The organism is Bremerella cremea (assembly GCF_003335505.1).
Lineage (GTDB): Bacteria > Planctomycetota > Planctomycetia > Pirellulales > Pirellulaceae > Bremerella > Bremerella cremea_A.
This window is the reverse complement of the sequence record NZ_QPEX01000046.1, coordinates 210,941-236,466: the sequence shown is the minus strand read 5'-3', so window position 1 is coordinate 236,466 and position 25,526 is coordinate 210,941. Positions and strand designations below refer to the sequence as shown.

At 54.7% G+C, this 25,526-nt stretch carries 21 protein-coding genes; 9 read left to right on the top strand and 12 right to left on the bottom strand.

The genetic code is table 11. The features are described from left to right. The first annotated feature begins 112 nt into the window (after window positions 1–112). On the top strand, window positions 113–523 hold the full coding sequence (locus DTL42_RS24745; RefSeq protein ID WP_114373375.1) for a phosphopantetheine-binding protein: 411 nt from the start codon (window positions 113–115) through the stop codon (window positions 521–523). Between the two features lie 18 nt (window positions 524–541). On the opposite strand, the gene DTL42_RS24740 is transcribed toward DTL42_RS24745, so the two are convergent. The 3 genes from DTL42_RS24740 to DTL42_RS24730 all read right to left on the bottom strand — a co-directional run bounded on the left by DTL42_RS24740 (window position 542) and on the right by DTL42_RS24730 (window position 4,391). Then, window positions 542–814 (bottom strand): hypothetical protein, encoded by a 273-nt coding sequence (locus tag DTL42_RS24740; RefSeq protein WP_114373372.1) that lies wholly within the window; start codon window positions 812–814, stop codon window positions 542–544. A gap of 21 nt (window positions 815–835) precedes the next feature. Then, the gene (locus DTL42_RS24735; protein WP_114373369.1) at window positions 836–3,067 is read right to left on the bottom strand and encodes an HTTM domain-containing protein; all 2,232 of its coding nucleotides are present in this window, start codon (window positions 3,065–3,067) and stop codon (window positions 836–838) included. 271 nt (window positions 3,068–3,338) lie between these two features. Further along, window positions 3,339–4,391, bottom strand: coding sequence for an Lpg1974 family pore-forming outer membrane protein (locus DTL42_RS24730; RefSeq protein ID WP_147274433.1), 1,053 nt, complete (start codon window positions 4,389–4,391; stop codon window positions 3,339–3,341). Window positions 4,392–4,850: 459 nt separating this feature from the next. Between DTL42_RS24730 and DTL42_RS24725 the strand changes: the two genes are divergently transcribed. Both DTL42_RS24725 and DTL42_RS24720 read left to right on the top strand, forming a co-directional pair. After that, window positions 4,851–5,741, top strand: a complete 891-nt coding sequence (locus tag DTL42_RS24725; RefSeq protein WP_114373365.1) for an SHOCT domain-containing protein — start codon at window positions 4,851–4,853, stop codon at window positions 5,739–5,741. 301 nt (window positions 5,742–6,042) lie between these two features. Next, window positions 6,043–7,029, top strand: coding sequence for a glycosyltransferase family 2 protein (locus DTL42_RS24720; RefSeq protein WP_114373937.1), 987 nt, complete (start codon window positions 6,043–6,045; stop codon window positions 7,027–7,029). Between the two features lie 125 nt (window positions 7,030–7,154). On the opposite strand, the gene DTL42_RS24715 is transcribed toward DTL42_RS24720, so the two are convergent. Both DTL42_RS24715 and DTL42_RS24710 read right to left on the bottom strand, forming a co-directional pair. Beyond that, window positions 7,155–8,579: a DUF1254 domain-containing protein gene (locus DTL42_RS24715; RefSeq protein WP_114373363.1), complete on the bottom strand. Its 1,425-nt coding sequence runs from the start codon at window positions 8,577–8,579 to the stop codon at window positions 7,155–7,157. 186 nt (window positions 8,580–8,765) lie between these two features. Then, window positions 8,766–9,539 carry an SDR family NAD(P)-dependent oxidoreductase gene (locus DTL42_RS24710; RefSeq protein ID WP_114373361.1) on the bottom strand — a complete coding sequence of 258 codons (774 nt, stop codon included), beginning with the start codon at window positions 9,537–9,539 and terminating at the stop codon, window positions 8,766–8,768. A gap of 219 nt (window positions 9,540–9,758) precedes the next feature. On the opposite strand from DTL42_RS24710, the gene DTL42_RS24705 reads away from it, so the two are divergent. The 3 genes from DTL42_RS24705 to DTL42_RS24695 all read left to right on the top strand — a co-directional run bounded on the left by DTL42_RS24705 (window position 9,759) and on the right by DTL42_RS24695 (window position 12,885). After that, entirely contained in the window at window positions 9,759–10,754 is a 996-nt protein-coding gene (locus DTL42_RS24705; RefSeq protein WP_114373359.1) for an NADPH:quinone reductase, read from the top strand. A 101-nt stretch (window positions 10,755–10,855) separates the two neighbouring features. After that, window positions 10,856–11,968, top strand: coding sequence for an SMP-30/gluconolactonase/LRE family protein (locus DTL42_RS24700; protein ID WP_114373357.1), 1,113 nt, complete (start codon window positions 10,856–10,858; stop codon window positions 11,966–11,968). A gap of 11 nt (window positions 11,969–11,979) precedes the next feature. After that, window positions 11,980–12,885 (top strand): sugar phosphate isomerase/epimerase family protein, encoded by a 906-nt coding sequence (locus DTL42_RS24695; protein ID WP_114373355.1) that lies wholly within the window; start codon window positions 11,980–11,982, stop codon window positions 12,883–12,885. Between the two features lie 87 nt (window positions 12,886–12,972). On the opposite strand, the gene DTL42_RS24690 is transcribed toward DTL42_RS24695, so the two are convergent. Together DTL42_RS24690 and DTL42_RS24685 are read right to left on the bottom strand one after the other, a co-directional pair. Beyond that, entirely contained in the window at window positions 12,973–13,722 is a 750-nt protein-coding gene (locus tag DTL42_RS24690) for a hypothetical protein (RefSeq protein WP_114373353.1), read from the bottom strand. A 493-nt stretch (window positions 13,723–14,215) separates the two neighbouring features. Then, entirely contained in the window at window positions 14,216–14,569 is a 354-nt protein-coding gene (locus tag DTL42_RS24685) for a DMT family protein (RefSeq protein WP_114373351.1), read from the bottom strand. Window positions 14,570–14,753: 184 nt separating this feature from the next. On the opposite strand from DTL42_RS24685, the gene rlmN reads away from it, so the two are divergent. The 3 genes from rlmN to DTL42_RS24670 are packed head-to-tail and all read left to right on the top strand — an operon-like array spanning window position 14,754 to window position 17,092. Continuing rightward, window positions 14,754–15,830: a 23S rRNA (adenine(2503)-C(2))-methyltransferase RlmN gene (gene rlmN / locus DTL42_RS24680; RefSeq protein ID WP_114373349.1), complete on the top strand. Its 1,077-nt coding sequence runs from the start codon at window positions 14,754–14,756 to the stop codon at window positions 15,828–15,830. Window positions 15,831–15,862: 32 nt separating this feature from the next. After that, a complete protein-coding gene (locus tag DTL42_RS24675; protein ID WP_147274432.1) occupies window positions 15,863–16,528 on the top strand; it encodes a hypothetical protein in 666 nt (221 codons plus the stop codon). 33 nt (window positions 16,529–16,561) lie between these two features. Further along, window positions 16,562–17,092 (top strand): hypothetical protein, encoded by a 531-nt coding sequence (locus tag DTL42_RS24670; protein WP_114373345.1) that lies wholly within the window; start codon window positions 16,562–16,564, stop codon window positions 17,090–17,092. 135 nt (window positions 17,093–17,227) lie between these two features. Here DTL42_RS24670 and metG read toward each other — a convergent pair whose 3' ends face one another. The 5 genes from metG to DTL42_RS24645 all read right to left on the bottom strand — a co-directional run bounded on the left by metG (window position 17,228) and on the right by DTL42_RS24645 (window position 25,508). Next, complete coding sequence (gene metG / locus DTL42_RS24665) at window positions 17,228–19,288, bottom strand: methionine--tRNA ligase (RefSeq protein WP_114373343.1); 2,061 nt, start codon at window positions 19,286–19,288, stop codon at window positions 17,228–17,230. Between the two features lie 219 nt (window positions 19,289–19,507). Further along, window positions 19,508–21,382, bottom strand: a complete 1,875-nt coding sequence (locus DTL42_RS24660) for an ABC transporter ATP-binding protein (RefSeq protein WP_114373340.1) — start codon at window positions 21,380–21,382, stop codon at window positions 19,508–19,510. A gap of 24 nt (window positions 21,383–21,406) precedes the next feature. Then, entirely contained in the window at window positions 21,407–22,510 is a 1,104-nt protein-coding gene (locus DTL42_RS24655) for an ABC transporter permease (RefSeq protein ID WP_114373338.1), read from the bottom strand. A 2-nt stretch (window positions 22,511–22,512) separates the two neighbouring features. Beyond that, a complete protein-coding gene (locus tag DTL42_RS24650) occupies window positions 22,513–23,499 on the bottom strand; it encodes an ABC transporter permease (RefSeq protein WP_114373336.1) in 987 nt (328 codons plus the stop codon). Window positions 23,500–23,552: 53 nt separating this feature from the next. Then, window positions 23,553–25,508 (bottom strand): ABC transporter substrate-binding protein, encoded by a 1,956-nt coding sequence (locus DTL42_RS24645; RefSeq protein ID WP_114373334.1) that lies wholly within the window; start codon window positions 25,506–25,508, stop codon window positions 23,553–23,555. Window positions 25,509–25,526 lie beyond the last annotated feature (18 nt).

Here is a 25,526-nt window from a genome sequence, read left to right as displayed (position 1 = left end):
AGCGGGGATTCGAGCCACTGCCAGGTGGGGCGGACGATGGCCAGCTTGCGTTGACCTTGGTATGCTGACATTCGTATCGAAGCTAATGTAACCTTCATGGATTTCAATCACGATGACTCGCCTCGGCTTGGTTTTTGTTACGCTCGTTGCCGTCGGATGCGGAGCTTCTTCTTCTTCCCCTTTGCCGGTCCCACCTGCCGCTGCGAATTCGCCTGAGGTGGTTAAGGTGCAAGAGATCGTGGCCGAGCAGATTGGAATCGCGCCGGCAGACGTTGCCGCAGATCAGACGTTCGAAAAGCTCGGCGCCGATGGGCTCGACTTTGTGGCAATCGTCTTCAAAACCGAAGATCAATTAGGTGTGAAGATCTCGGCCGAAGACCTGGGAACAGTCACCGGTGTCAGCGATCCGAAAGAAATGCCAGCCAAGTTAACCGTGCGCCAATACGCTGAATTCGTCGAATCGGTAAAGCAAGCCAAGCCGATGCCAGCCCCAGAAAACGCCAGCGAAGCAGAAATGCCTTAGTGGATTTGCGGACTTCGATTAAGCAGGCGAAGCTTTCTTTGAACGTGGACGTCGTGACAGCGCCCAGGGAGCGACGGCCAACAGCGATAGCCAAATGCTTATATCAAGTGTCAGCGCCAAGCTATCGAAATCTACCAGCGCGCCTCCACTCCACAGCGCGAATTGCCACGGAAAGCCAACGTACGTGAAAAAGCCAACGGGAATCCCGGTGCGGACTGGCCAGTTGGCAAACACGGCCAAGCAGACGAAAGTGGTCAGCCAGATGAAGTACGGGGTTTTAGCGATTCGCATCTTTGCATGTTGCCTGCATGGTTAGCGACGCATGGTTGTCGGCGGAGCCTGGTTGGCGATGCCTAGACGCTGGTGATTGCGGGGAAGAATCCACGCGTTATGCCCAAACGTGCTGAGCGGAGCCGAGGCGAGGTCGACTTGCGGATCGATCAGCATTTGTGGCATGGTGTAGTTCATCATCACGTAGCTCTCGACGCGGACCTCTGGCGGACGTCCGGTGATTTCTTGCCAACGTTTACCGACATGCTGAGCGTACTGATGGATCATCCAAGGACGCACAGCGGCTTTCTCAAGCTGATGCGGTTCGATCTCTTGAAAGTGATTCCATACCATGTGAAGTTGTCGGTCTTCAAACGTCACGAAATTTTGGGGTAACTGCCGCCAATCATCTGGTCGCATACGGGAAAAATCGGTCCAGACGATGTATGGTTCGCCAGCGGAGAGCTTGAGCAGATCTACCTCGGTTGCGGCAGCGTTTGTTTGATCGAGTGAAGCATCGCTGATGACGAGAAGTGGTTTGCCTGAAGGAGCCGCGCCTTGCAGCACGAAGGGTTCTATTCTACGGATGACAGGCCGCACGATCTTTGCCAGGGGGGAGTAATACAACCGATGCAACGCATTCACTAGCTGCACGCGCCGAGGTTCATGGCCCGGCTGCTTGTCTGCGTCCGCGTCGTCTTGTCGCTTCAGTTCCGCTAGTTGCGTAGCAAATTCGCTTCGAACATCGGGAGAGAGCCGAAGCCCGTCGGCCATTTTGTCGAAGCGCGTTTGGATCAACGTAATCGCTTCCGGTAATGAAATGGTTTCTTCGATCGTGGGAACTCGGGCAAAAGTCTTCTCCCACTGCTGCAAGACATTTTGCTTTCCGACCTCGATCGCTTCGGAACGGTCGGTGTGGAAACTGCTGGGGTTATAAATCAAGCGACGGCCAAAGATCGGCTCTTGCGTGATCGTAAGGCCAGGGTGATGCGACCAGACGAACAGGTGGGAATCGATCGCAATATGGATTGCCTGCGGGGTTCCCACCGGACATGCATCCCACTCGATGGCAGGCTTCCCTTGAGCGGTTACCGTGTGAAGTTGAGGGTCGATAATTCGGCACGTCATATGGCCGGCAGCTTTGGCTCGCAGCATCATACGCCAGGCAAAGTCTTGCCCTTCTTCGGTCCAGTTCGCATCGCCAGGAATGATCAAATGACGTAGTGGCCAAGTCGATTGCCAAACGACAAAAGTGCAAATCGCCATCGTCATGCCAAAAGCGAGTTTCGCGTGCGATGACGACGAGCTTGGTGGGGATTGAGTGGCCGTTTGAGCGGAAGGCCAACGTGGCTGCTTAAGCCAATTGACCAACTGGCGAGGCCAATTCGGATCGAGGAAAACGAGCGTCGCCGTAAACGCCATCGCGGGAAAGATACCAATAGGAAAGATAAAATGGTTGTGGAAGTGGAAGATTGCCGTCGCCAGCAGACCTAGCCAGCGTGTTTTTCTCCACAGCAATAGGAAACCAATGCTCAGATCGTAAAACAGGCCAGCCCAAGCCAGGAACAAGCAAAGATGGATGGGCTGCAATACCTGCGGCAGACCGATCGTGCCAAAGAGAAAGTCGTGCAGAATAGTGCCGGGCGTGTAAAGCGGTTCGCCGGTTAGCCAGTCGGCATTCAGCTTGGCGATACCGCCAAAAAAGTAGACCACAAACAGTTGAAAACGGAGCAGAAAGATCGGCCAAAACGGAATGGTAGCCGGAGCGTTGGCTAGATCTGGTTTTCCCTGAAACTGCTTTCGAATCAGGTTATCGAAAGACCAGCAACGGCTGGCCGGCATGAAGATCAAGAGGAACGAGAAAAGGCAAATCAGATAGTAGTGATTGTTGTATAAGGTTGCTTCCAGCAGGAAGATATACGTGTACCCTAAAAACAAGACGACGCTGGCCACGCGGTAAAACAGCCCGCACGCAACCAAGCCTGCCGCGATGGTTGTCACGGCGAAATGAAACGTTAGCCAGGGCTCGCTCCAAGGTTGTACCCAACCGAAGCCAGGATAAGTGAAGTGCAACGCCGGCATGCCAAATACACGGGCAATTTCTGTCATCCCGTGATAGCTTTGAAAGTACTTCAACAAATGCCAGACCATGACCAGGCCAAAGCAAATGCGGAAGACAGCAAGTGACGATGCGTCGACCGGCGTGGCCATCTTAATGCGAAATGCATCGATTAGATTGGAATGTGAATTTGCCGAGCGAGCAGCGGCTTTCATGGCGACACCAGTCCGTGTTGGTGGATCTCTGTGTACATTGTCTAAAAACTGGCAGGCGTTCGCCCTTATCGTTCAGGACGCCCCTATTCGGTTGGCCGAGAAGGTTTTTAACCAAACATCCGCTAAGCCAGGCTAGACGAAGGGGCGCACTCTTGTAGGGAATTGCCACACTTCAAGTCAAGAGAAAATGGATAAGCAAAACGCCTTCGCAGTGTTTGACTGCGAAGGCGTTTAGAAGTGAGTCGAGATCGCACGTTTTTGGCGAAGCAGGTTAGTACTGGAAACCGCCGCCAACGGTAAAGCCGACGAACCCGAGGTTTTCGTTCAGCACATCATCGGCATTCGCTTTGTCAGAGCTATCCGTGTAGGTCGCTGCCGGATTCGGGCTGCCTACGTTGGCCCAGTACTGTGCTTCCAGGGCCGACTTGAAGAAGAATCGCTCGTTCCGCGAGGTCCACTTCAGGCCCATTTGCATTTCCAGCGAGCTGGCCAAGGAGCCTGTGTTGCGAATGTCCATGATTGTCGGATCATTATTATTGGAAGCTCGGAACGATTGTTGTCCGAACAAAATCGATCCGCGTCCATTGGCAAACAAATCCCAACCACACCAGACGTTGCGTTGGTATTCAGCCGCTAGGGTCGGGCCGTAGCCACGGAAATCCATATTGCCCATTGCGATGCCTGAGTCCGTCACGGCAAGATACGATTGATCGAATTCTGCATAACGAAAACCACCACTGAACAGGAAGTTCTTGGTGCTGAGGGTTTGCAGTTCCAAGTCAAACACTTGGGCGTCAATCGACTGGGTCATGACGGCAGTGTCGACATCGACCAAACCAATCACCGTGTCAGTCGCTGCCCAAATAATGGCCCCTTCGTCTTGGATCAGACCAGCATTGCTATCCACAGCAAAAGAACTGCTTTGGTCGAACTGCCAATACCGTGCCCGCCAGCCCAGGCCGCCGGTTGGGGCAAGATAGCCCAGCTCGAAGCGGTTGCTATATTTCATTTCCCAGTCGAAGCCTAGGTGTTCGATCACCGGATCGTTCTGGGCAATAATGCCGGTATTGTTCGACTGAAACGGAGTAAGAAAAACGGCTTCGTACGAGCCGTAATATTTGCCGCACTGCTGCGAAGTCGCACAGGGCTCGCAAGGAATCGCTTGATACATCTGAGCAGATTGAGTGTTGACTTGATGCTCGAGATTTTCCATCCGAGTGAGCAAGTCATCGTAAGACGTTAGCTTAACCTCTTCTGCCTTCGCCACGCCTGCCGCAGCGATCATCATCGCTGGCAGTAAGGCAACCCAAATTCCGCGATCCATCGCGTTCCCTCCCAAAAACAACTTCCATGAAAGCCCCTTTCCGTCAAGATCCGCCAAGTGCATTGCCGCCCCGACGACACGTTGGTATGCCTTCAGCACTATCACTTGAGTTCACTCGATAATCACAGGCATCGGCATTCCACATACCAGCAGTTAAGTTGTTTATGGCTAGGAAGAGGGGGGGTGGTTTATAAAGCGTCAATTTTGCGGATACGTACGATTGTGATTGTCATGAAATCAGCCGCAAAAGCGCGCATATACTGCGTTTAGGCAGGCAACCCAAATTGCTAGCACCAGCAAAGCTGCCAGAAGAAAAATTCTATTGTGCCGTCTCGCTTGGGCTGCTCTCAGGAGGAGCCAGCTCAGGAAGTGCTGCTCTGGCTTGCCCAGTTATCTTAGACTTTACGGTGTGATAACCTGTAGGGATGCTTACACTTCATATCCACTAGGAGACGCCCGATGCAACAACTTTCGCCAGAAGGGCATCGGATCGCTTCTGATCTGGCCCAACGTCACGGATTTAGCACCGACGCCGTAACGCATATGCTGTTTGCCGTTTTGAACGGGAACGGTTCAATGGCCCAGTTCTGTCATCCTGAGTTCGCTGGCTCGGGCCAGTGGATGCAAGGGGGCATGATGATGTTGGGCGATATGTTCAACTACAACCTGAAGGGACGCGTCGACGCCCTTTGTAACGAAATCTCGAACCTACTGGCCAGTCAGCCAGGTTTGTTGCAAGCGGGCAGCTTTCAATCGCAAAGCCAAAGCGGTGGCGGCCAGCAGCAGCAAGGGGGTGGCAACTACCACCAACAGCAGAGCGGCGGCGGTGGATACCAAAGCCAGGCCAACGGAGGCCTGCAGGGCCAGTCGAGCCTGTTCGTACCTGATCCACGTGCTCACTGGTGGCCGGCAGAATTGGGGCAACCCAACTCGACCGGTTCGCAGAACAATTTACGCTACGCCTATTTTGCCGGCTCGCGGCGGTTGGCGGTCGATTCCGGCGGCGATGTCTGGGTGTACGACACACTCGATCACCAGATCGGCGGCTTTTCGCAGCAACAAGGGATGGGCAGCTCGATCATCTTCACCAGCCAATACGGCACGGTCAGCTTAAGCACGCTGCCGGTCGTCTCTAGAAATGGGCAAACGGTCGAATCAACACCACCCCCTGCCCCTTCGTTCACGGCGCCAGCTTCCCCGCCACCAACCAGCAGTGCTCCGAACGGCAACTCGGTGAACGAGACCAACATCTTCGACGCCATCGCCCGCCTCGGCGAACTACGCGACAAGGGAATCCTAACGGACGACGAGTTCAGCACCAAAAAGTCAGAACTGCTGGGGCGGCTGTAAGTGACGAGGAATAATAGTGCCACAGGCCGGCAGATAGAATTAAACTGGCGGAGGTTCTCGGACTGGAGTGACAAGTAAACCCAGATACCAGATTCAGAAGATATCCGATGGTTCATCCTGGCGAGAGCGGATGAACCATTCCCCACCTGCCCACGTATCCCATCTTCGCAGGGATGCCCTTCTCCGAAATTAACATTGTGGTCCTCGGCCCACTGTTGCTAACATCCCCGCGCCGGGCTTGTCGGGTTATGGATGATCCAACTTGAGCCCTTTTTCGAATTCCATGCGGGTTGTCGCCATCATGAGTGTTTCCGTTGTTGTGCCGATTTACAACGAAATCGAGACCATTCCGCTGCTTTACAGCAGCTTGCACCAGGTGCTAGCAGGGCTGGGGCGGGAGTATGAGATTCTGTTTGTTGACGACGGGTCGTGCGATGGCTCCTCGGGCAAACTCAAGGAAATTGCCGCGACCGATCCGCGTGCCAAGGTGATTGAGTTTCGCCGTAACTATGGGCAAACAGCCGCCATGCACGCAGGCATTCAGCATGCTTCGATGGACGTGGTGATCACGCTTGATGGCGATATGCAGAACGATCCTGACGATATCCCCATGATGCTGAGCAAGATCGACGAAGGGTTCGATTTGGTTCACGGCTGGCGGAAGAATCGGCAAGACGCATGGGTCAATCGGAAGCTGCCTTCGAAGATTGCCAATTGGATAATCTCGAAGGTAACCAAGTTTCCCATTCACGACTTGGGCTGCACCTTAAAAGCGATTCGGCGAGAGATTGCCATCGAGTTGGAATTGTACGGCGAGATGCACCGCTTCATTCCGATTCTGGCTCACCAGCGCGGGGCAAAATGCGTGGAAGTGGTCACGCGTCATCATGCTCGCCGCTTCGGACAAACCAAATATGGCATCGGTCGCACTACGCGAGTTGTGCTCGATTTGCTGACCGTTGCCTACATGCAGCAGTTCTTTACCAGCCCGATGAAACTGTTCGGACGGATGGGCTTGGCCTGCTTGGGCATCGCCGGGCTGAGCGTGCTGACAACGATTGGTATGAAGCTGGCTGGCGGAGTCGATATGACCGGCAACCCACTGCTGCTGCTGGCCGTGCTCAGCACGATCCTTGGCTCGCAGATGTTCGGTATGGGGCTGCTCGGGGAAGTGAACGCGCGAATCTATTACGCCTCGAACGGCAACGATTCGTACGCCGTTCGCAGCTTAACCAACTTCGATAAAGACTCGCCTCAATCGATCAAGTGGCGAAAGCAAGCCGCTTAGGCTCGATGCTTCCAGGCAAAACCAAACAAAAAAAGCCAAGCCGTCGTTTTCGTCGGCTTGGCTTTTTGATTGGACATGCTCGTTGAAAAGTTGAGCAGGCTAAATGGTGTTGGTCTCGCTAGGCACTAGTCCGCTCGGACAACCCCTGGTGGCTGCCACGTTCCGTGACCAGGAGGCAGAATCGAAGGGGGATCGGTCTTGGGCCAATACAAACGCATGGCCAGGTAAATCGGTCCGTCTGGGGCCGGTAGCCAGTTGGCTTCTTTGTCGGCACCCGGCGAGTCCTTTTGAATGTAGATGGTCAACGAACCGTCGGCGTTCTTTTTCATGTTGGGCAGCATCGGCGAATTGATCAGGTAGCGATTGATCGGGTTCTTGATCAAGAGCTGTGTTTTGCCGTTGTACATCGTTACCGACCAAAAGGCGTTCACTGGTGGCAACTGGCCTGCCGGGAACGTAATGGTGTACTTCTGCTGGCTACCATCAAGCGGTTGCCCGTTCGCATCGGTGCGGGTGATCGGATAAGTGGCTTCAGCCGAGTCATTGGCATAGATGCCTGCCATGGCAATTGAGGCCCGTAGCAGCCAATTTCCGTCGCACGCCTCGCGATTGTTTTCAACATCGAAAATATGCCAGCCGTTGATGGTGTCGCCCAAGCTGTCGGTGTTCTTTTTGATGGCAGCGAAGCCTTGTTCGGCTCCCTTTTTTATCGCCGTTTCCTGCTCGGTGGTCAGTTCACAGCAAGGGAACGACTTGCCTGTTTCAATGCCAATCTTGGCGAAACGGGCTCGCATGGCGATTTCCGACTCAGCAGGGCCAACCGGCGGGCAGAGGTTGAGCAGGAAGGCCAGATACGCGAAGGGATCTTTCGCGGCCAGTTCTTTGTCGATCTTGGGCCACTTGATTGCCGGGGGAACTGCCGGTGCTTTCTCGCCCAGGTAGGTGGAAAGTGGCAGGATCTGATAACCCTTTTGAACCTGCTTCACATTTTCGATGTCAGCCGGATCGAATAGCTGCGTGCGGATGATGGCGGTGGCAAAGTCTGTTTCGCAGTGGAAAACCTTGTCGATCCCGGCAGGCTTCTCGCCGGTCCAGTTTGGCCCAGCAATCATGTACTTGCCCCCGTCATTGCCGGTTGCTCGGCTGCCGACGTAACCAAAATTGAAGGTATAAAGGTCTACCAATTGAACAGAGAAGTAGCGTTCTTTTTCTATCTTCGGTACGGCGAAGACGATTGGTTCGGCTCGCAAGTCGGCACAGAAGAACGAGTACGGCGTGTCGCTGTTTGGCGTGACCACCGACGTGTCTGCCGGGGTATAGACGCGGGCCGTGTTATAGATTTCGTTGAAAGAGCACTTGTACTGGTCGGATGTGGTATCGATGAAATACTCATACAATGTGCCATAGTTCATCACGATCGGAAATCCATAAACGAATGCTTCCTCGGCAATCGCTGTGTCGTCGGGCGATTGATCTTGTGCGGCTAGATTGGACGCGGGAATCATGACTACGAGTAGCAATAGCCACGCAACGAGAGGGGGCGGATTCATCGAATATTTCCTTGGTAAACGGTATAATGCAACGTCAACTCGAGCTGACTAGTACGGCGATATTGTCATTATGCAATACAATGCGGGCCAGTATCCAGGAAGTTTGACTGTTTTGAGGGATATGATGGCTGAAAAGGCCAGTTAACCAGGATTTAATGGGCTATCTACGAGGTGGCACAAGTTCGCTTACGTTTCCAGTAACCATCGCGAGATCTTCAACATCGTGCGGCGCGGCACCCAGGGGTTGATCCAGTTCTGGATAAACCAAAGCCGCCACTCGTTGATCACGACCAACCGCCCCTTCCGCATCGTGCGATAGCCTAGCTCGGCCACGCTGCGAGCGGTTGCTCCGGTTTTGAACATCGAAACCTGTTTCGCATCGGCGCGATCGAAGAACTCGGTATCGACTGGGCCAGGGCAAAGCACGGTGACGGTGATTCCGTACCGCTCGACTTCTTCCGCAATGGCCTGCGAAAAGCTGAGAACGTACGCCTTCGAGGCATAATAGACGGCCATCAACGGGCCCGGCTGAAAGCCAGCGGTCGAGCCAACGTTCAGAATGCGACCACGTTTCCGCTGGATCATCCCCGGTAGGAAGCGATGGGTCATCTCGCACAGCACGGTGACATTCAGATGAATCATCGCTTCGTCGGTCGCCCAATCTTGCTCGTGATACAGCCCATGCAAACCGAAGCCAGCATTGTTGATTAAATACTCAACTTCGATTCCTTGCTCGGTGACCTGCTGAAAGAGTTGCTCGACGGCGCCTGGTTGGTTTAAGTCCAGGGGAATACAAATCACGTTGATCCCATGCTGAGCAATCAACTGCTCGCGCAGTTCGTTCAACGCTTCTTCCCGTCGAGCGATCAAGATAAGGTCTCCCTTGGTTTCGGCATGCACCCAAGCCAGTTGGCGTCCGATGCCGCTTGAAGCTCCGGTTATGAGGGCGGTATTCTTCATGGGGCTGAATCCTTGTTGTCGGGCGAATGGGTGAATCGTGCGTGCGAGGAAATTGCCTCGCACGCGAAAAAAATCGGCGGAATCGGCGGTGAACTACAAAGAAGTAAGGTGGAAATTCTTCATGAGTTTGGCTGTGGATCGCCAGGCTTGTGTGTTGTTTCCATCATTGTACGATGGTGAGTAGCGTGCTCCGACCCCATCGAGAAAGGAAACCGTCCCATGAAGGCCGCATATTTCGAAGAGACTGGACCTCCGGAAGTGATTCAATACGGAGATTTACCCACCCCAGAACCGGGCCCGGGGCAAGTGCTGGTGAAGGTCGGTGCTGCGGCGTTGAACCCAATCGACACCTACATTCGCAATGGGGCGAACTACTGGGAGTTGCCCAAGCCGTTTGTCACCGGCAGCGACTTGGCCGGTACCATTGAAGCAGTCGGCTCTGGTACCAAGAAGTTTATGGTTGGGCAGCGTGTCTGGGGGACGAACCAGGGGCTTGTGGGCCGCCAAGGGACTTTTGCCGAGTATGTTGCCGTAGACGAACACTGGTTGTACGCAACGCCTGATAATGTCACCGACGAAGCTGCGGCTGCCTGCGCACTAACCGGGGTGACGGCTCACCTGGGCTTGGGGGCCGACAATGCCCGGTTGAAGTCTGGCGAAACGATCTTCGTGCATGGTGGTTCTGGCGGGGTTGGTTCGATGGTCGTCCAAATGGCCAAAGCGATCGGCGCGACCGTCTTAACGACGGCCAGCAGTGACGAGAAAGCAGAACTGTGCCAAGAGCTCGGCGCCGATCACGTCTTCAATTACAAAACACAAAACGTCGCCGAAGAAGTGCTGAAGATTTGCCCCAACGGGGTGAACGTGATTTGGGAAACGATTCGCGAGCCGGACTTCGACTTTTTGGTAAGCATCGCCGCTGAACGTTGCCGCATGGTGCTTATGGCTGGTCGCGACGCCAGACCAGCGTTTCCGGTGGGACCGTTCTATGTCAAAGAATGTAGCTTGCATGGGTTCGTGATGTTCAAGGCAACCCCTGAGGAAATGGCCGTCTGCGGCGAAGATATCAGCCGCTGGCTTGCGGAAGGTAAGCTTAAACCGCAGATCGGCAAAGAGCTTCCCTTGTCGGAGGCCGCCGCCGCGCATCAGTTGCAAGAAGACAACACCTTGCGGCAGGCAGGCACCTTAGCCGGGAAAATTGTGGTTAAGCCGTGATTTGAGATTTTCGGCAGTTTATAATGCGGCGGACATCCTTTAGCAGGCTGCTAGGATGCCCGCCTTTTTTATTGGTTCCTCCTCCTGCCTAGAAACATCTCATGCGATTCCCAGCGACTCGACTTGCGCTTCTCTTGCTGCTGTTGCCGGCCACTCTGCTACAAGCGGAAGATTTCGGAAACATTGTCACGGTTGCTGGAACCGGGAGCAAAGAGCTTTCCACCAACAGTGGCCCGGTCGAGAAGGTCAACATTGGCCAGCCATTCGGCGTGTTGATTGGCCCGGACGGGGCCATGTATGTGACTGAGGTCGAGAACCACCGCGTGCTGCGAGTCGATCTGGAAACGAACAAGGTCACGACCGTCGCTGGCAACGGCACGAAAGGGTATTCCGGCGATGGAGGCCCCGCCACGGACGCCCAATTGAACGAACCTTACGAAGTTCGTTTCGCGACTAACGGCGATATGTACTTTGTCGAGATGCAAAACCATCTCATCCGCAAGGTAGACGCTAAGACCGGCATCATTTCCACCATCGCTGGTAACGGCGAACCAGGCTACTCTGGCGACGGCGGCAAGGCGAGCGAGGCTCAGTTCAATCGGCCTCATAGCATCGCGTTGTCCGATGACGACCGCTATTTGTTTGTCGCCGATATCCAAAATCACCGGATTCGGCTTATCGATTTGCCAAGTGGTCGAATTAAATCGATCGCTGGCAACGGCGAGAAGAAATTGCCAGTCGACGGGGAAACGACCGAAGGAAAGCCAATCCTCGGCCCCCGGGCTTTGTTCTACGATAACGATTCGCTGTGGATCGCTTTGCGCGAAGGAAATAGTGTCTGGCGGCTCGATAAGAAAGGGCGTCGCATTCATCACATCGCCGGTACCGGAAAAACTGGTTTCAGTGGCGACGGCGGCAGTGCGAAAGAGGCGACCATGAACGGTCCCAAAGGAATCGCCAAAGCCCCCAACGGCAACATTTATATTGTCGATACCGAAAACCAGGTTATTCGCGAGATCGACCCCACCAACGACAAAATCCGCACCGTCGCTGGCATCGGCCCCCCAGGGCGAGGCTACTCAGGCGACAACGGCCCAGCCACCGAGGCCAAGATGGATCGCCCCCATGGCATCGGTATCGGTCCGGACAATGCCTTGTACATTGGCGACACCAACAATCATCGGGTTCGCAAAGTTATCCCGTCTGCTGAATAAGGAACTCGAACATGGCCATGCTCAATCGCCGTCAGATGTTGCAGTCGACCATCGGAGCTGCAACCGCCTTTTCGTTGGGCAGTTCCTTACCGGCTGCCCAGCCTCCGGCCAGTCGCTGGAAGCTGATCACGTTCACTAAATTCTTGCAGCCCTTAAGCTACGACGAGATGGCTGACGCCGTGGCTGAAATTGGCTTCGAGGGAATCGAAGCCCCGATTCGCATAGGTGGACATATCGAGCCAGAAAACGTCGCCGACGAGCTGCCCAAGTTTGTCGAGGCCCTGAAGAAACGTGGCCTGACGATTGATATTCTCACCTCCAGCATCAACAGCGTCGATTCGCCCAACGCGGAAGAGACGCTCAAGGTGGCCAAGGCGTTGGGGATTCCCCGTTACCGGATGAACTACTACAAGTACGACCTCAAGAAGCCGGTCACACGGCAGCTACGCGAGGCCGGGGCAAAGCTGAAGGACCTGGTCGCGATGAACGAAGCGATCGGGATTCAGGCCGTCTATCAGAATCATTCCGGCAGCCACTACGTGGGTGCGCCGATCTGGGATATCTATCACTTGATCCGCCAGCATAACCCGCAGCATGTCGCCATGGCCTTCGATATCGGGCACGCTCGCGTCGAAGGAAACACGTCGTGGCCGATTCAGTGGAATCTCGTCCAGTCGCATCTCGGCTCGGTCTACATCAAAGACTTCACCGGCAACGGCGGCAAGCCAGCATGGTGTTCGATTACCACCGGCGAACTGCCTGACCAGTTCTTCAAGCTGCTGCAGGAAAGCGACTACAGCGGTCCAATCTCGCTGCATGTCGAGTACTTACATGGTTTGAAGGGGAACGAAATGGTTACCCAAAACCTGGCCGCGATGAAGCGTGATTTGGCTTACCTCAAAGAAAAGTTGAGCTAATTGAGTAGCCCTCTTATGCAGCCAGGTGTGGGGCGTTTCGGCCGCTGCTCGCCCCTTTCGCCGCATCGCAGTGATTGGTTCCGGCGATCACCCTTCCAGCGTCAGGGGAAGCCACTGCAAACGTTCACGCAATTCCGCAGATACGACCTCGGCAGCGTACCCATTCAGTTCTTCCCCCAGTGGTTTCCAGAGGCCTTGCTGAATACTGAAGTCGCTAGGGCGAGGATCGGTAGCATCGATCGGGCCACGTAAGGTTTGCCGAAGCTCGTCGCATTGCTTTAATACCTGGGTGAAATGCAATAGCAGCGGTTCACTCCCCTGCCCTGGCCGGGATCGCAGCAGCAGAATGAGCAGCCCCAGCGTCGAGTAGTATAAATCATCCAGCGGTACGTTCTGGGAAAGTCGCCATATAAGATATTGCCCCAAGCCCAGGTTCATCTCGTGGCCGAGTGCTTGGCTGCTTTGCAGGGCCAAGGCGATCGTGGAATCGAAACTATCGTGCCGCAACTGACAGGCCAAGGTGTCGGCGGCACGAAGCAAGACGACGCAGGCAAACAGCCGCGTGCGATGCCCTTTCAGACCAACAGGGCCAGGGCGGAACGGTGGCTTATCAGGCTGGTCCGGATCGCACGAGCGCGTCAGTTGCAATACTTCGTTCAATTGCCATGGCAGAGGTTGGGGTAACTCACCTCGATCGCGGATGATACGCAATTGATCGTATGCCTCGTCCGCTCCATTGCCGTAATCGGCCATCGCGATCTCACGCAGCATCTCGTTATCGATCGCCGGTCGCAGCTTGTTCCACAAAGCGTCTGGCGATGGGGCGAAGTTTTTCAAGATGGCAGCAGGAATATCTATTGTCGCGGCACCGCCGAGAGGGAACGAAAACTAAAAACGTTTGCTCGCAACTTGGACACATTTTCTGTACCGTGGTTATCGAAAACGGACCAATGGCCCGGCGTTGTTGCATGCGCCGGGCGGAGCAACTTGGCTGGACGTACCACAAGGGCAAAGAGTTTTGAGTATAAACCTGGCCCGCAGCAAATCGCCTCTGGCAAGTTTCCCCCCAGTCTAACCTGAGGCAGGCCGGGTTTTGAGTATGAAACTGGTTTAGCCCAAAACACATCGCCATTTCACGAAAATCGGTCCCCAGAGAGTTTTGAGTATGAACTTGGGAGAAATCGTTTTAGACTGGCCGATGTTTTGTAAGGTGTTTTTGGTTAAGGGGTTACGCTGTCTTCTGTTCCCGTCCCCCGGCGTACTCAAAAACGCTGCGTCTAGTTTTGAGTATGAAACCGAGTGGGATGAGAGGACAATCATTCCCCGCCTATCAAACCGCTGGGTTACTACGAAAGATGAAATAGACCGCTCCACAGATGCACAGCGCGGCCCATAAGAAGTCGAGCTTGAGGGGTTGCTTCATGTAGAAAACAGCGAAGGGGACAAAGACCGTGAGGGTGATCGCCTCTTGCAAGATCTTGAGTTGCCCGAGATCCATTTTGGTGAAACCGATTCGATTGGCTGGCACCTGAATGAGGTACTCGAAGAACGCAATGCCCCAGCTTATTAAAACCGCCAAGATCCAAGGGCGTTTATCGAGATCCTTTAAATGGGCATACCAAGCGAACGTCATAAAGATATTCGACATCGCCAAAAGGACCGCAGTGGTCAGAATCGTAGACATAAAGTTGGGCACCCAATGGGGGAAATGGAACGATTTCATTGGACGAAATTATTACGATCAGAGTCGCTTTCGGCGATCCCACAGGGTAAATCGGTGTCAAAAAAGAAGTCCGCTGTGTCAAGTAGCATCGTAAGATTGGGCCGCAGGTTGCTATACTTGGGGCAAGGTATCGAGATCTCAATTTATGCTGCACTGGTTCGACGTAAACGCCTGGAACTCGCGATTCGGTAACGATTCGCAAACCGTCCATTCGCTCCGCAAATTTCGCACGCGGTGGCTGAAGCAGGGCTGGTCGTTCGAAGAGGCATTGGTCGAAGTCGCCCCGGAGGTTGCCGCCGTCCTGCAGGCCGAGATCGAGCCACATCCCTTAATATTGGCCGAGCGGCACGACTCCCAACTCGATGGGGCGTCCAAGCTCCTCTTTCGGACCGACGAAGGGTTGATGATCGAATCGGTCATCTTACGAGCCGGCACCGGGCGGACGTCGTTGTGCATCTCGTCCCAAATCGGCTGTGCAGCCGCTTGCCGCTTTTGTGCGACCGGCCAAATGGGAATCGCCCGGAATCTGACCACCGCACAGATCCTCGATCAGGTCGTGCAAGCCAACGAGCTATTGCGCAAAGAAGATCGCCGCGTCCGCAATATTGTTTTCATGGGCATGGGAGAACCGCTGCACAATCCGGCGAACGTGACCGAGGCGATCACGGTGCTTACGTCCCCTCTGTTGCTCGATTACTCACCGCAACGACTACTCGTTTCGACGGTGGGAATCCCGGCTGAGATGCTACGTCTGGACGAGGCGTTCCCCCAGGTCAACTTAGCGCTGAGCCTGCACAGCGCCGATGAAACTGGCCGCGAGCAGCTGATTCCGCTGGCCAAAAGTGTCCCCCTTGCCCAATTGCGCGAGACCTTGTTGCAGCTGAAGCTGTCCGAAAAGCGAAGAGTCATGATCGAGTACCTAATGCTTGCCGGTCAGACCGATCGCGACTCGGATGCTGAAAAATTGATCGCTTTCCTGAAAAACATCCCCGCACACATCAATTTGATCCCTTACAATTCGATCGATGGCGCAGATCACCTGACCGGCAGCAGTCAGGAAGTTCGCGAGCGATTTGGTAACACGCTGAAAGAGGCTGGATTCCCGGTGACAATTCGTTATTCGTTGGGGGCCGACATCGCCGCAGCGTGTGGGCAACTGATTCAACGCGAGAACCGTGAAATCGCAAAGCAATTGCGGGCCACGCAAACGGTTAATAAGTAAACAAGGACTGGAAAAAGGAAGGAATGCTGGACATGGCTGCCCCAATTCAATGGGAATATCCGCTCTATTTGATTGCCCATGGTGGAGGTTATACGTCGATTGTCGATCCCCAGGATACCGACGATCAGCCGCAGCATATTTTGACGACCCACTCTTCGGAAGCGGTCGCTCTCGGGTTCATGCAACAGTTCGGAATCATCGGCGAGCCGCGCCAGTTGAATAACGATCGAGAGTTTCGCTGGTTGCTGAAAAGCTTGAAATTGCCGGTCACTAAAGTGGCATACGACCCAGAGCCGGTCGAGTTCGACATTAACGCTAAGTGGATTGCCAAGATCAAGACGTTGTTGGAAGACTTTTTGATTGTCGACAACTCTCCCTGGAACTATCCAGTGTTTGTTATCGAGCAACCGGATGGTTTCTGTAGCACCGTTGGTAGTAATGAAGAAGGCGGACCGATAACGCTGTTAAACTTGTTCACCGACGAAGAGAAGGCCAAGAAGTACATCGAGAAGCAGAACCAAGAAGGGCAGGCCATCCCGCTGCACAATATGCAACACGTGCGCGAGATTTTGTTAGGCCTACGCGACTCGGTTTCTGCTGTGGCGATGGACCCGGTCTATCAAGAGAACGAAAGCAGCTCGCAGTATTGCATCGGAGTTGAGGCTTTGTTGGACAAGTACTTGGTACTCGACCAGTAATTGCGGCAGACGCCGCCAGCAAGGAAGCCGGTTATGGGCGAAGAAAGCTACGCACCCTATCTGATGTTTTTCGGCGGGTTAATCCTGCTCATCTGGTTGCTGATGCGCCGGAGCTGGCAAGGGTTACGCCGCGCAAAAAAAGAGCGTGGTAAAGATGACTACTTGGCCAGAACGCCTCGCCCCCAGACCAAAGAATGGACCATGTCGGATGGTCCTCGTGAGTTGAATCAGTGGCAGGTCGAAATGCTAGAACGCACGCGCGAACTGCAGGCGATCGTCGATACGAAGCTGTTGGTCCTGCATCGCACCTTACTGAAGGTGAAAGCTGCCGAGCTAACCGCAGAACAGCGGGCCGCGATTGAGCCGGTCGTGCGCGAAAGCCAAGTCTTGGCCGACCAAGGGGCCCCCAACTTCGCCGCTGTGTCAGAACTGCTGTGCGACGACGAAAAGAAGCTTGAAGTCTATCAAATGGCCGACGAAGGGCACTCGGCCGAAGAAATCGCCAACCAGCTACAGCTCGATCTTTACGCGGTCGAGACGGTACTTGGCCTACGAGGGACGTAAGCCCAGAGCCTTGCTAGGCTGGCCAGCGTTTGCGCTTATTCCAGCCAGCAAATTCGGGGCGGCCCGGGCATTTTGCCCGGGGGCCTTGCTGATTCGGTACTCACTTCGCACTGCGATCACGATCGCAAAACGCGTTTAGTGAATTCGCTGCCCTGGCTTAGCACCTTCATCGGGGCTGAGCAGGAAGACTTCTTCCCCACCGGGGCCGCTGGCGCAGACCATGCCTTCGCTGAGGCCAAACTTCATTTGGCGAGGCTTGAGGTTGGCGACCATAATTACCAAGCGTCCGACCAGTTCTTCTGGTTTGTAGGCGGCCTTGATCCCGGCGAAGACTTGCTTGCGGGCATCGCCCCCCAGACCCAGCGTCAATTTCAACAGCTTGCGAGCATCGGGGACCTCTTCTGCTGAAAGAATCCGAGCAACACGCAGGTCGACTTTGACGAAGTCGTCGATCGTGCATTCTTCGGTCATCGGTTCGTCGACCAAGGGCTGAGCGCTGTCGGCGAACTTGGTAGCAGTTTCGTCGGCTTGGCTGGCGGTGGCTGGGGCTTCGGCGGCAGCTTCTTCCTTGCTGTCATCAATCATGGCTTGGACCTTATCTGGCTCGACTCGTTGAATCAGGTGTTGAAATTTATTGACGGCGGTGCCGGTCAAGGGTGTCTGGGATTGTTCCCAACTGGTAATTGGATCGTTCAGCAACGCACCGGTATCGGCTGCCAGCTTCGGCAAGACCGGCGACAAGTAAATGATGATCTGGCGAAACAAGTTGAGCCCGACGGTGCAAACGTCTTGTAGCTTCTGGGCGTTGGCCGGGTCCTTCCGCAGCTCCCAGGGCTTGTTCGCTTCGATGTAAGGATTGGCCGCATCGGCTAGTTCCAGAATCAACCGCATGGCTTTGTTCAGGTCGCAATCTTCGTACGCCTTGGCGATCTCTTGGCCTGCTTTCGCGCCTCGTTCAAACAAGCCACCATCATCCGGGTAGGTTGCTGATAGGCCGGTCTTCTCGACAAACTTGGCGGCCCGCGAAGCCAGGTTCACCACCTTGCCGCGCAGGTCGGCGTCGACCTTGTCGACGAACTCTTTCACGTTCAAATCGAGATCGTCCAAGCGTGGACCGAGCTTCGTGGCGTAGTAGTAGCGGACGTAAGCTGGGTCTAAATGCTTGAGGTAGGTGGCCGCTTTGATGAAGGTCCCGTCGCTCTTGGACATCTTCTTGCCGTCGACCGTCAAGAAGCCGTGAATGTGAACCTTGGTCGGCAGGGTGTAGCCTGCCGTTTTCAGCATGCCGGGCCAGAACAGTGTGTGGAAGTAGGTGATGTCTTTGCCGATGAAGTGGTGAATCTCGGTCTCAGGGTTCTTCCACCACTTGGCCAGGTCTTCGCCGTTCTTATCGCACCACTGCTTAGTCGAGGCGATATAGCCAATCGGAGCATCGAACCAAACGTACCAGTAATCGCCTGGGCTGTCGGGGATCTCGAAGCCGAAATAAGGGCCGGGACGCGAGATGTCCCAGTCGCGTAGCTCTTCGCCGAGGAAGTGCCCTTTCAGGTAGTTGGCAACTTCGTCTTGCAGGTGCTTGCCGCTTTGCGACCACTCTTCCAGGAAGGGATGAAGCTTCTCAAGCTGCACAAACAAGTGCTTCCAGGTTTTCAGTTCTGGCGTGGCGCCCGAGAGGGTGCTCTTCGGATCGACCAGATCGGCCGGGGTGTAAGCGGCACCGCACTTCGAGCAGTTATCGCCTGGCTGATTCTCGGCACCGCACTTAGGGCACGTGCCCCGGACGAAGCGGTCGGCCAGGAAGGTTTTGGCTTCTGGGTCGTACAGCTGATGCACGTCCTTCTCGACGATCAGATCGGCCTCGCGCAGCGCTTGCCAGAACTCGCCGCAGATGGCGCGGTTTTCATCGCTATGGGTCGAGCCATAATTGTCGAATTCGATCCCGAAACCGGCGAAGTCTTGCTGGTGTTCTTCGCTCATCTTGGCGATGAACTGCTCTTCGGTCACGCCGTTCTTTTGAGCGCTGATCATGATCGCCGTACCGTGCGTATCATCGGCGCAGAAGTAACGGCAATCGTTTCCTTGCAGCTTCTGAAAGCGAACCCAGATATCGGTCTGGATGTATTCCACCAAGTGCCCGATGTGAATCGGCCCGTTTGCGTACGGCAGGGCAGAGGTGACCAAAATGCGTCGTGCCATGGGGAATTTCTCGCGGTCGAGGTCCTAGCGCTGGGGTTCAATCATTCAAGAGTGAAGCATTGTAACCCACCCCGCCCGATGCGCGGAGTGCGGTTGAAACGATAGGAGATAGACAGCCGAACGGCGAAAAAGGTTCAACGTCGGCTCGTTCACGGGCATAAACCGAATTCGGTGCCATGCTCTCGTCTGCTTAAGCAGGGGACAAAGCTGAAGTAGAAATTACACCGCAGCGATCGTGCTGAGACGTTCGGCCCGGGCCTGCTTCCGCTCTGCTTGCCGCATCTGGATATGTTCCAGGCTGTCTTTTGGGGTGGCACTGATTAGCTTGCGGGTATATTCCTCGGCCGGATTGGCGTAGATGTCTTCAGCGGGGCCGAATTCGACGATCTTGCCAGCATTCATCACGGCCATCATATCGGCCATAAACTTCACCACCGAAAGGTCGTGGCTGATGAAGATATAGGTCAAGCCGTGTCGCTCTTGTAGGTCTTTCAGCAGATTAAGAACTTGAGCTTGCACCGACACGTCGAGGGCCGAGACCGATTCGTCGCAGACTAAAAACTCAGGCTTCACGGCCAAGGCGCGGGCGATGCAGATTCGTTGCCGCTGCCCGCCAGAGAACTCGTGGGGATAACGCCGCAAGTGATCTGGGTTCATGCCGACCTCTTCCATCAGCTCGGCGGCCCGCTGGCTTTGCTGTTTGCGCGTGCCACCCAGACCTTGAATCACCATCGGTTCGCAAATGGCCGATTCAATCGTCATACGCGGATTCAAGCTGCCGTAGGGGTCTTGGAAGATGATTTGCAGCTTTTTCCGCATCTCTCGCAGGGAGGCTCCACGCAGTGCGCGAACGTTTTGACCTTGGAACTCGACCATGCCATCGGTGGGCTCGATCAGCCGCAAGATGGCCCTGCCGGTGGTCGTCTTGCCACAACCCGATTCGCCGACAAGCCCCAGCGTTTGTCCTCGGAAAACATCGAAATCGATTCCGTCGACCGCTTTGACATGCCCATGTACCCGCGAGAAGACACCTTTGCGGATCGGAAAGTGAACTTGCAGACCACGTACCCTGAGAATTGGTTTCTCGTCGTCGGCCACGCACTTGGTGTCGGCACGGTATTCGCCGTCACGCCACGGATGGCCGATCTCTTTGAGGATTGGCTTGGGATGCAGCAACCGGCCGCGACCAGTTTGCAGCAGTTGGTCGAACTTCTCGGTCGACATCTCTTTTTCAGTGATCTCGATGCCTACTTCGGTCGCCGTCGATTCCATGAAGTCGCTTACCGTCGGCAAGCGGCGGAATTTGGTATCGAGCCGAGGACGACATGCTAGCAGCCCCTTGGTGTAGGCATGCTGAGGGTTCTCGAAGATCTGCTGAATCTCGCCATGTTCGACAACTTTCCCGCGATACATGACCAGCACATGGTCCGCGATTTCGGCGATGACCCCCAAGTCGTGCGTGATGAAGAGGATCGACATGCCGCGACTATCGCGCAGACGGCGAAGGATGTCGAGGATTTGAGCCTGAATGGTGACGTCCAACGCGGTGGTTGGTTCGTCCGCGATCAGCAGTTTGGGATTGCAACTGAGAGCCATCGCGATCATGACTCGCTGCTTTTGCCCGCCCGACATTTGATGCGGGTAGTAGTGGATCCGTTTGTGTGGTTCGGGGATGCCGACCTCGTCGAACAGTTGAATCGTTTGTTCGCGGGCCTCGGTCTTGCTGACACGTTGATGCAGCCGGATCGCTTCCATGACCTGCGACCCGACGGTGAAAACCGGGTTCAGCGAGGTCATCGGCTCTTGGAAGATCATGCTGATATCTTTGCCCCGAATCTTCCGCATCGCCGGATCGGGCAGGCGAACCAGGTCGGTGCCGAGGAATGAGATGGTGCCCGATTCAATCTGGGCACTACGGGCGAGAAGCTGCATGATCGACAGCGACGTGACCGATTTGCCGGAGCCAGATTCGCCGACGATACCCAGGGTTTCTCCTTCTTCCAGCTTGAAGGAAATCCCATCGACCGCTTTGACGACTTCTTCGCCATGAAAGAACGTTCGTAGGTCGTCAACTTTGAGCAGGATTTTAGTCATAGTTCGCGGGTCTGGCGGTGGTGGTTAGGCGTCGCGGGTTCGAGGGTCGGTCGCTTCCTGGATGCCTTCCCCAATCAAATTGTAAGCCAACACGGTGGTGAAAATCGCTAGTCCGGGGAAGAAGTTGAGCCACCACATCGAGCGGATATGCTCTTGCCCTTCGCGTAACACGCGTCCCCAGGTAGGTGTTTCGGTATCGGCCCCGATGCCGAGGAAGCTAAGGGCACTCTCGGTGAAAATAGCCGCCGCAATGCCGAAGGTAATCGGCACGAGAATCGGCGCCAGCGAGTTGCGGAGGATATGAACGAACATGATCCGGAAAGGGCCAGCCCCCATCGCTTTGGCGGCAGCGACATATTCAATTTGTTTGATCTTCAGGAACTCGGCCCGGGTGAGTCGAGCGATGCCGGTCCAGCCGGTCAGGCCGATGACCAGCACCACTTGCCAGATACTGGGATGTTCGACAACGGCCAATAAGGCAATCACCAAAATCAAAGTCGGAACGCAGAGCACGACTTCAATGAGGCGAGAGAGGATGAAATCGATCCAGCCTCCGAAATAGCCTGAGACGGCTCCGATAAAAATCCCAATCACCGACGCAATGCCCATCGAAACAAAGCCCACCAGCAACGCGACCCGCGTACCGTGGACTAATTGGGCAAATACATCCACGCCTAAGCGGCTCGTGCCGAACATGTTTTGCCAGGTGGGGTAACCTTCAAGGGCGGTGGGGTTGCCTGGTTGGTTGGCGAACCAGCCATCTTTGACCGGTTCGATCGGGTCTTGGCGAATCAACGGCCAGATGGCCCAACTGTTGGGATCGTTCTTTTTCAGGTTCGCTTCGTATTGGTTGTCGAAGTGATCGCCGGTAGTAAAGATCGCGTTTTCCCACTCACGATAGAAGTAACCCATCGCCGGGAAGTAGACGTGCCCTTTGTAATAACAAACGATCGGCTTGGTGCCAACAATCGCGGGCGAGAAGATCGCGACGAGTCCCAGGAAGATCACGTACGATAACGCTGCCATCGCGAAAAAACGACGACGGAAGTAACGCCAGCTGGTGGCCCAGAAACCGAGCGATACAGCCGGCTTGGCGTCTTTTGTAGCGGACTGTTGAGCGGCGTTCATGCTTAGGAGTAGGTGATCCGGGGGTCAACAACGGCGTAGAGGATGTCAGCCAACAATTGGCCGATCAAGGTCATGATGGAAAACATGAGTACCAGCCCCATGATCACCGGATAGTCTCGTTGGCCAATTTTGGAAATGAAGAGCTGGCCGATTCCGTCCCACTGGTAGATGTGTTCCAGAATGACCGACCCGGCCAACAAGGTAGGCAGCGTCAAGCCAATTAGCGTGACTAAAGGAATCAGCGAATTGCGAAACGCGTGGACGACCAACACCTTAAACGGCCCCACCCCTTTAGCCCTGGCCGTGCGAATGTAGTCTTGCTGAATGGTCTCCATCATGTTGGCTTTGACGAAGCGGGTATAGTAGGCCAGCGAACCGTACGTCAAACAGGTGATCGGCAAAATCGTGTGCTTGAACACATCCCAGGTTTTGCCGAGCGTGCTTAGATCGCGGTAGTCGGGACTGGTCATGCCGGAAAGGGGCAACCAATCGAGATAGACGGCGAAAAAGATGTTCAGGTAAATCGCCGCGACAAAGGTGGGCAACGCGTACAAAACATAGAGCGTGATGCTCATCGTCCGTTCGGTTGGCGTTCCGTTACGGGCAGTCGAAAACAAGCCCATCGGAATGCAAAGCAGGTACGTTAAAACTAGCGAAGTCATCGTCAGCATTAACGTGTTGGGGATCTTGTCGAGGATGATGTCGGTAACGAGGCGGCGATCGGTGAAACTAATACCGCGACCGAGGTCTCCTTGCACAACGTTGGCGACCCAATAGCCGTATCCGACCAGCCAGTGCTTATCCAGGTGATACTGCTTTTCAAGTTCCTTGATCTGTTTCTCGGACATCGCCCGGTCCATGCTGGGGAGGCCCTGAACCATCGTAAGCGGAGTGCCCGGCATGTTTCGGATCAATCCGTAAACAAGGCATGTCACAGCCAAGATCGTGAAGATTCCGATGAATAAGCGACGTGTGATATACGTCAGCATGCAGGTCCCTTGGAAATCGAAAGTAGTGCGAACGGTAAGCTTGGGTGGTCAGATTACTTGTCGGTTGTCTTCCATACCGACATCGCCCCAGGGGCATAATTCCAAGGGCCAGTCGGTCCAAAGCGGTACCCACGCAACTTTTTGTTGAAGGCAAAGAGATCCGTGCGAAAGTAAAGCCAAGTGTACGGCTGATCTTCGTACAGGATCTTGGCGATTTCCTGATAATGCGTGGCACGTTTCTCACGATCGAGTTCCACGAGGCCTTTGTCGAACAACTCGTCGACTTGCTTGTTGGAATATTGACCAAAGTTGCGCGGTGCGTCGGTCTTAAAGATGTTGTCGTTCGAGAACGGATCGCCACCGGATGCCCATCCGCTGTAGGAAGCATCGAAGTTATGGTCTCGGGTTTGCTGCTGCATCGTAGTCCATTCGACTTTGCGTGGAACCAGCTTTACCCCAATCTTCCCGAAGTCGGAAGCAAGCTGCGTGGCCACTTGTTCCCCGGTCGAGCTTTCCTCGGCATAGGTCAAGGTGAACGTGAACGGATTTTTTTGGCCGTTGATTACTTTATCGCGGATGCCGTCGGCGTCGGTGTCTTTCCAGCCTGCTTCATCCAGTAAGGCACGGGCCTTGTCGAGGTCGGTGGTAAAGAGAGGCAGAGCCGGTTTGGGGGAGAACCAAGCCGTGGGGTGGAAAGGACCATTGGCTTGCTCGTGAATTCCGTCGAGTACACCGTTCAGAATTGCATCGTAGTTAACGGCATAGCTCAACGCACGGCGAACGCGGGCATCCTCGAAGTAGGGCCTGCCTAAGTTCCAAGTGAGGTGACTCTCGGACCAGCCCGAGTATTTCACCTTGATGTTGTTCTTATAGAAGTCCTCACGATTGGCTTCCGTGTTCCACATGGTTGGAGGAACTTCCATGTCATCGATATCGCCTTTGGTCATGGCGAGTAACGCTTGGGTTGGGTTCCCCATGATTTCGACGCGAATCTCTTTGAAATAGGGTTTCTCACGCACTTGTTTGCCGTTGTGCATGTAGTAATCCTCGCGCCGCTGCAGCACGATGCGCTGCTTGTGTTCTCGGCTGATGACCTTATAGGGGCCACTGACGACCGGATTGCGTTCGATCTCTTGAAATTTGGAGCTATCGGTCAGGGTGGGATCTTCGGCAATTGCTGGTTCATAAATGTGTTTGGGAACGATCGGGAAGTCGAGCTTCATATCGTTCACGGCGGTCGACTGTTCATGGAAGACGACAAAAGTATGGTCGTCGTAAGCTTTGATCAACTTGATTCCTTCCACACCACTGGGCAGCGCCGGGAACATCGTTAACAGCTTGGGGTGGATGATCACTTTAAAAGTGAATTCCCAGTCGTGGGCCGTGATTGGGGTGCCGTCTGACCATGTCATATCGTCACGAATGACAATTTTCTGGACGGTGTTGTCATCGTTGGCTTGCCACGATTTGATATAGCGTCCATCGCCCAGTGGCTCGATATCGATGGTCGCAGCGACGGCTCCGATTTGAGTCATCGCTACATAGAAGGAGTCACCGACGGAACTCATGCGAAGTGGGTTGAGGCTGTTGACGTCGCCTCCTTCGTGATGCACCCAGGTCGAATCCCAGGCCGCTTCATTCTCGCTTTTGGGCTGGATCTTCATGGCCGCTAAGATTTCGTCGTAGCCTGCTTGATCGGTGGGGCGAAGTTTCATCGCCTCTTGCGGAGTGATCGGCGGCTGGTAATCGGCCAACTCTTTCTTTAAATCGGCCAGCGGAAGAGTGATCTTCTTATCGGTCCAAGGATACGTGGCATCAAGCTCTTCGAGTGTCTGCGGAGGCTGGAACTGGGGATCGGGCAGGCCAGCGTCGAAGTCGAAATCCGCGATCGCTTGTTTGAGTTCTTCTTCGGAAAGCTCGGACGATCTCCCTTTACAACCGACAAGCGGTACCAGAAGGGCTAGGGCCGATACTAGGCAAAGTCTAAGCGCGCCGCGGATGTCTGCCATTACGCTACCTCAATACTA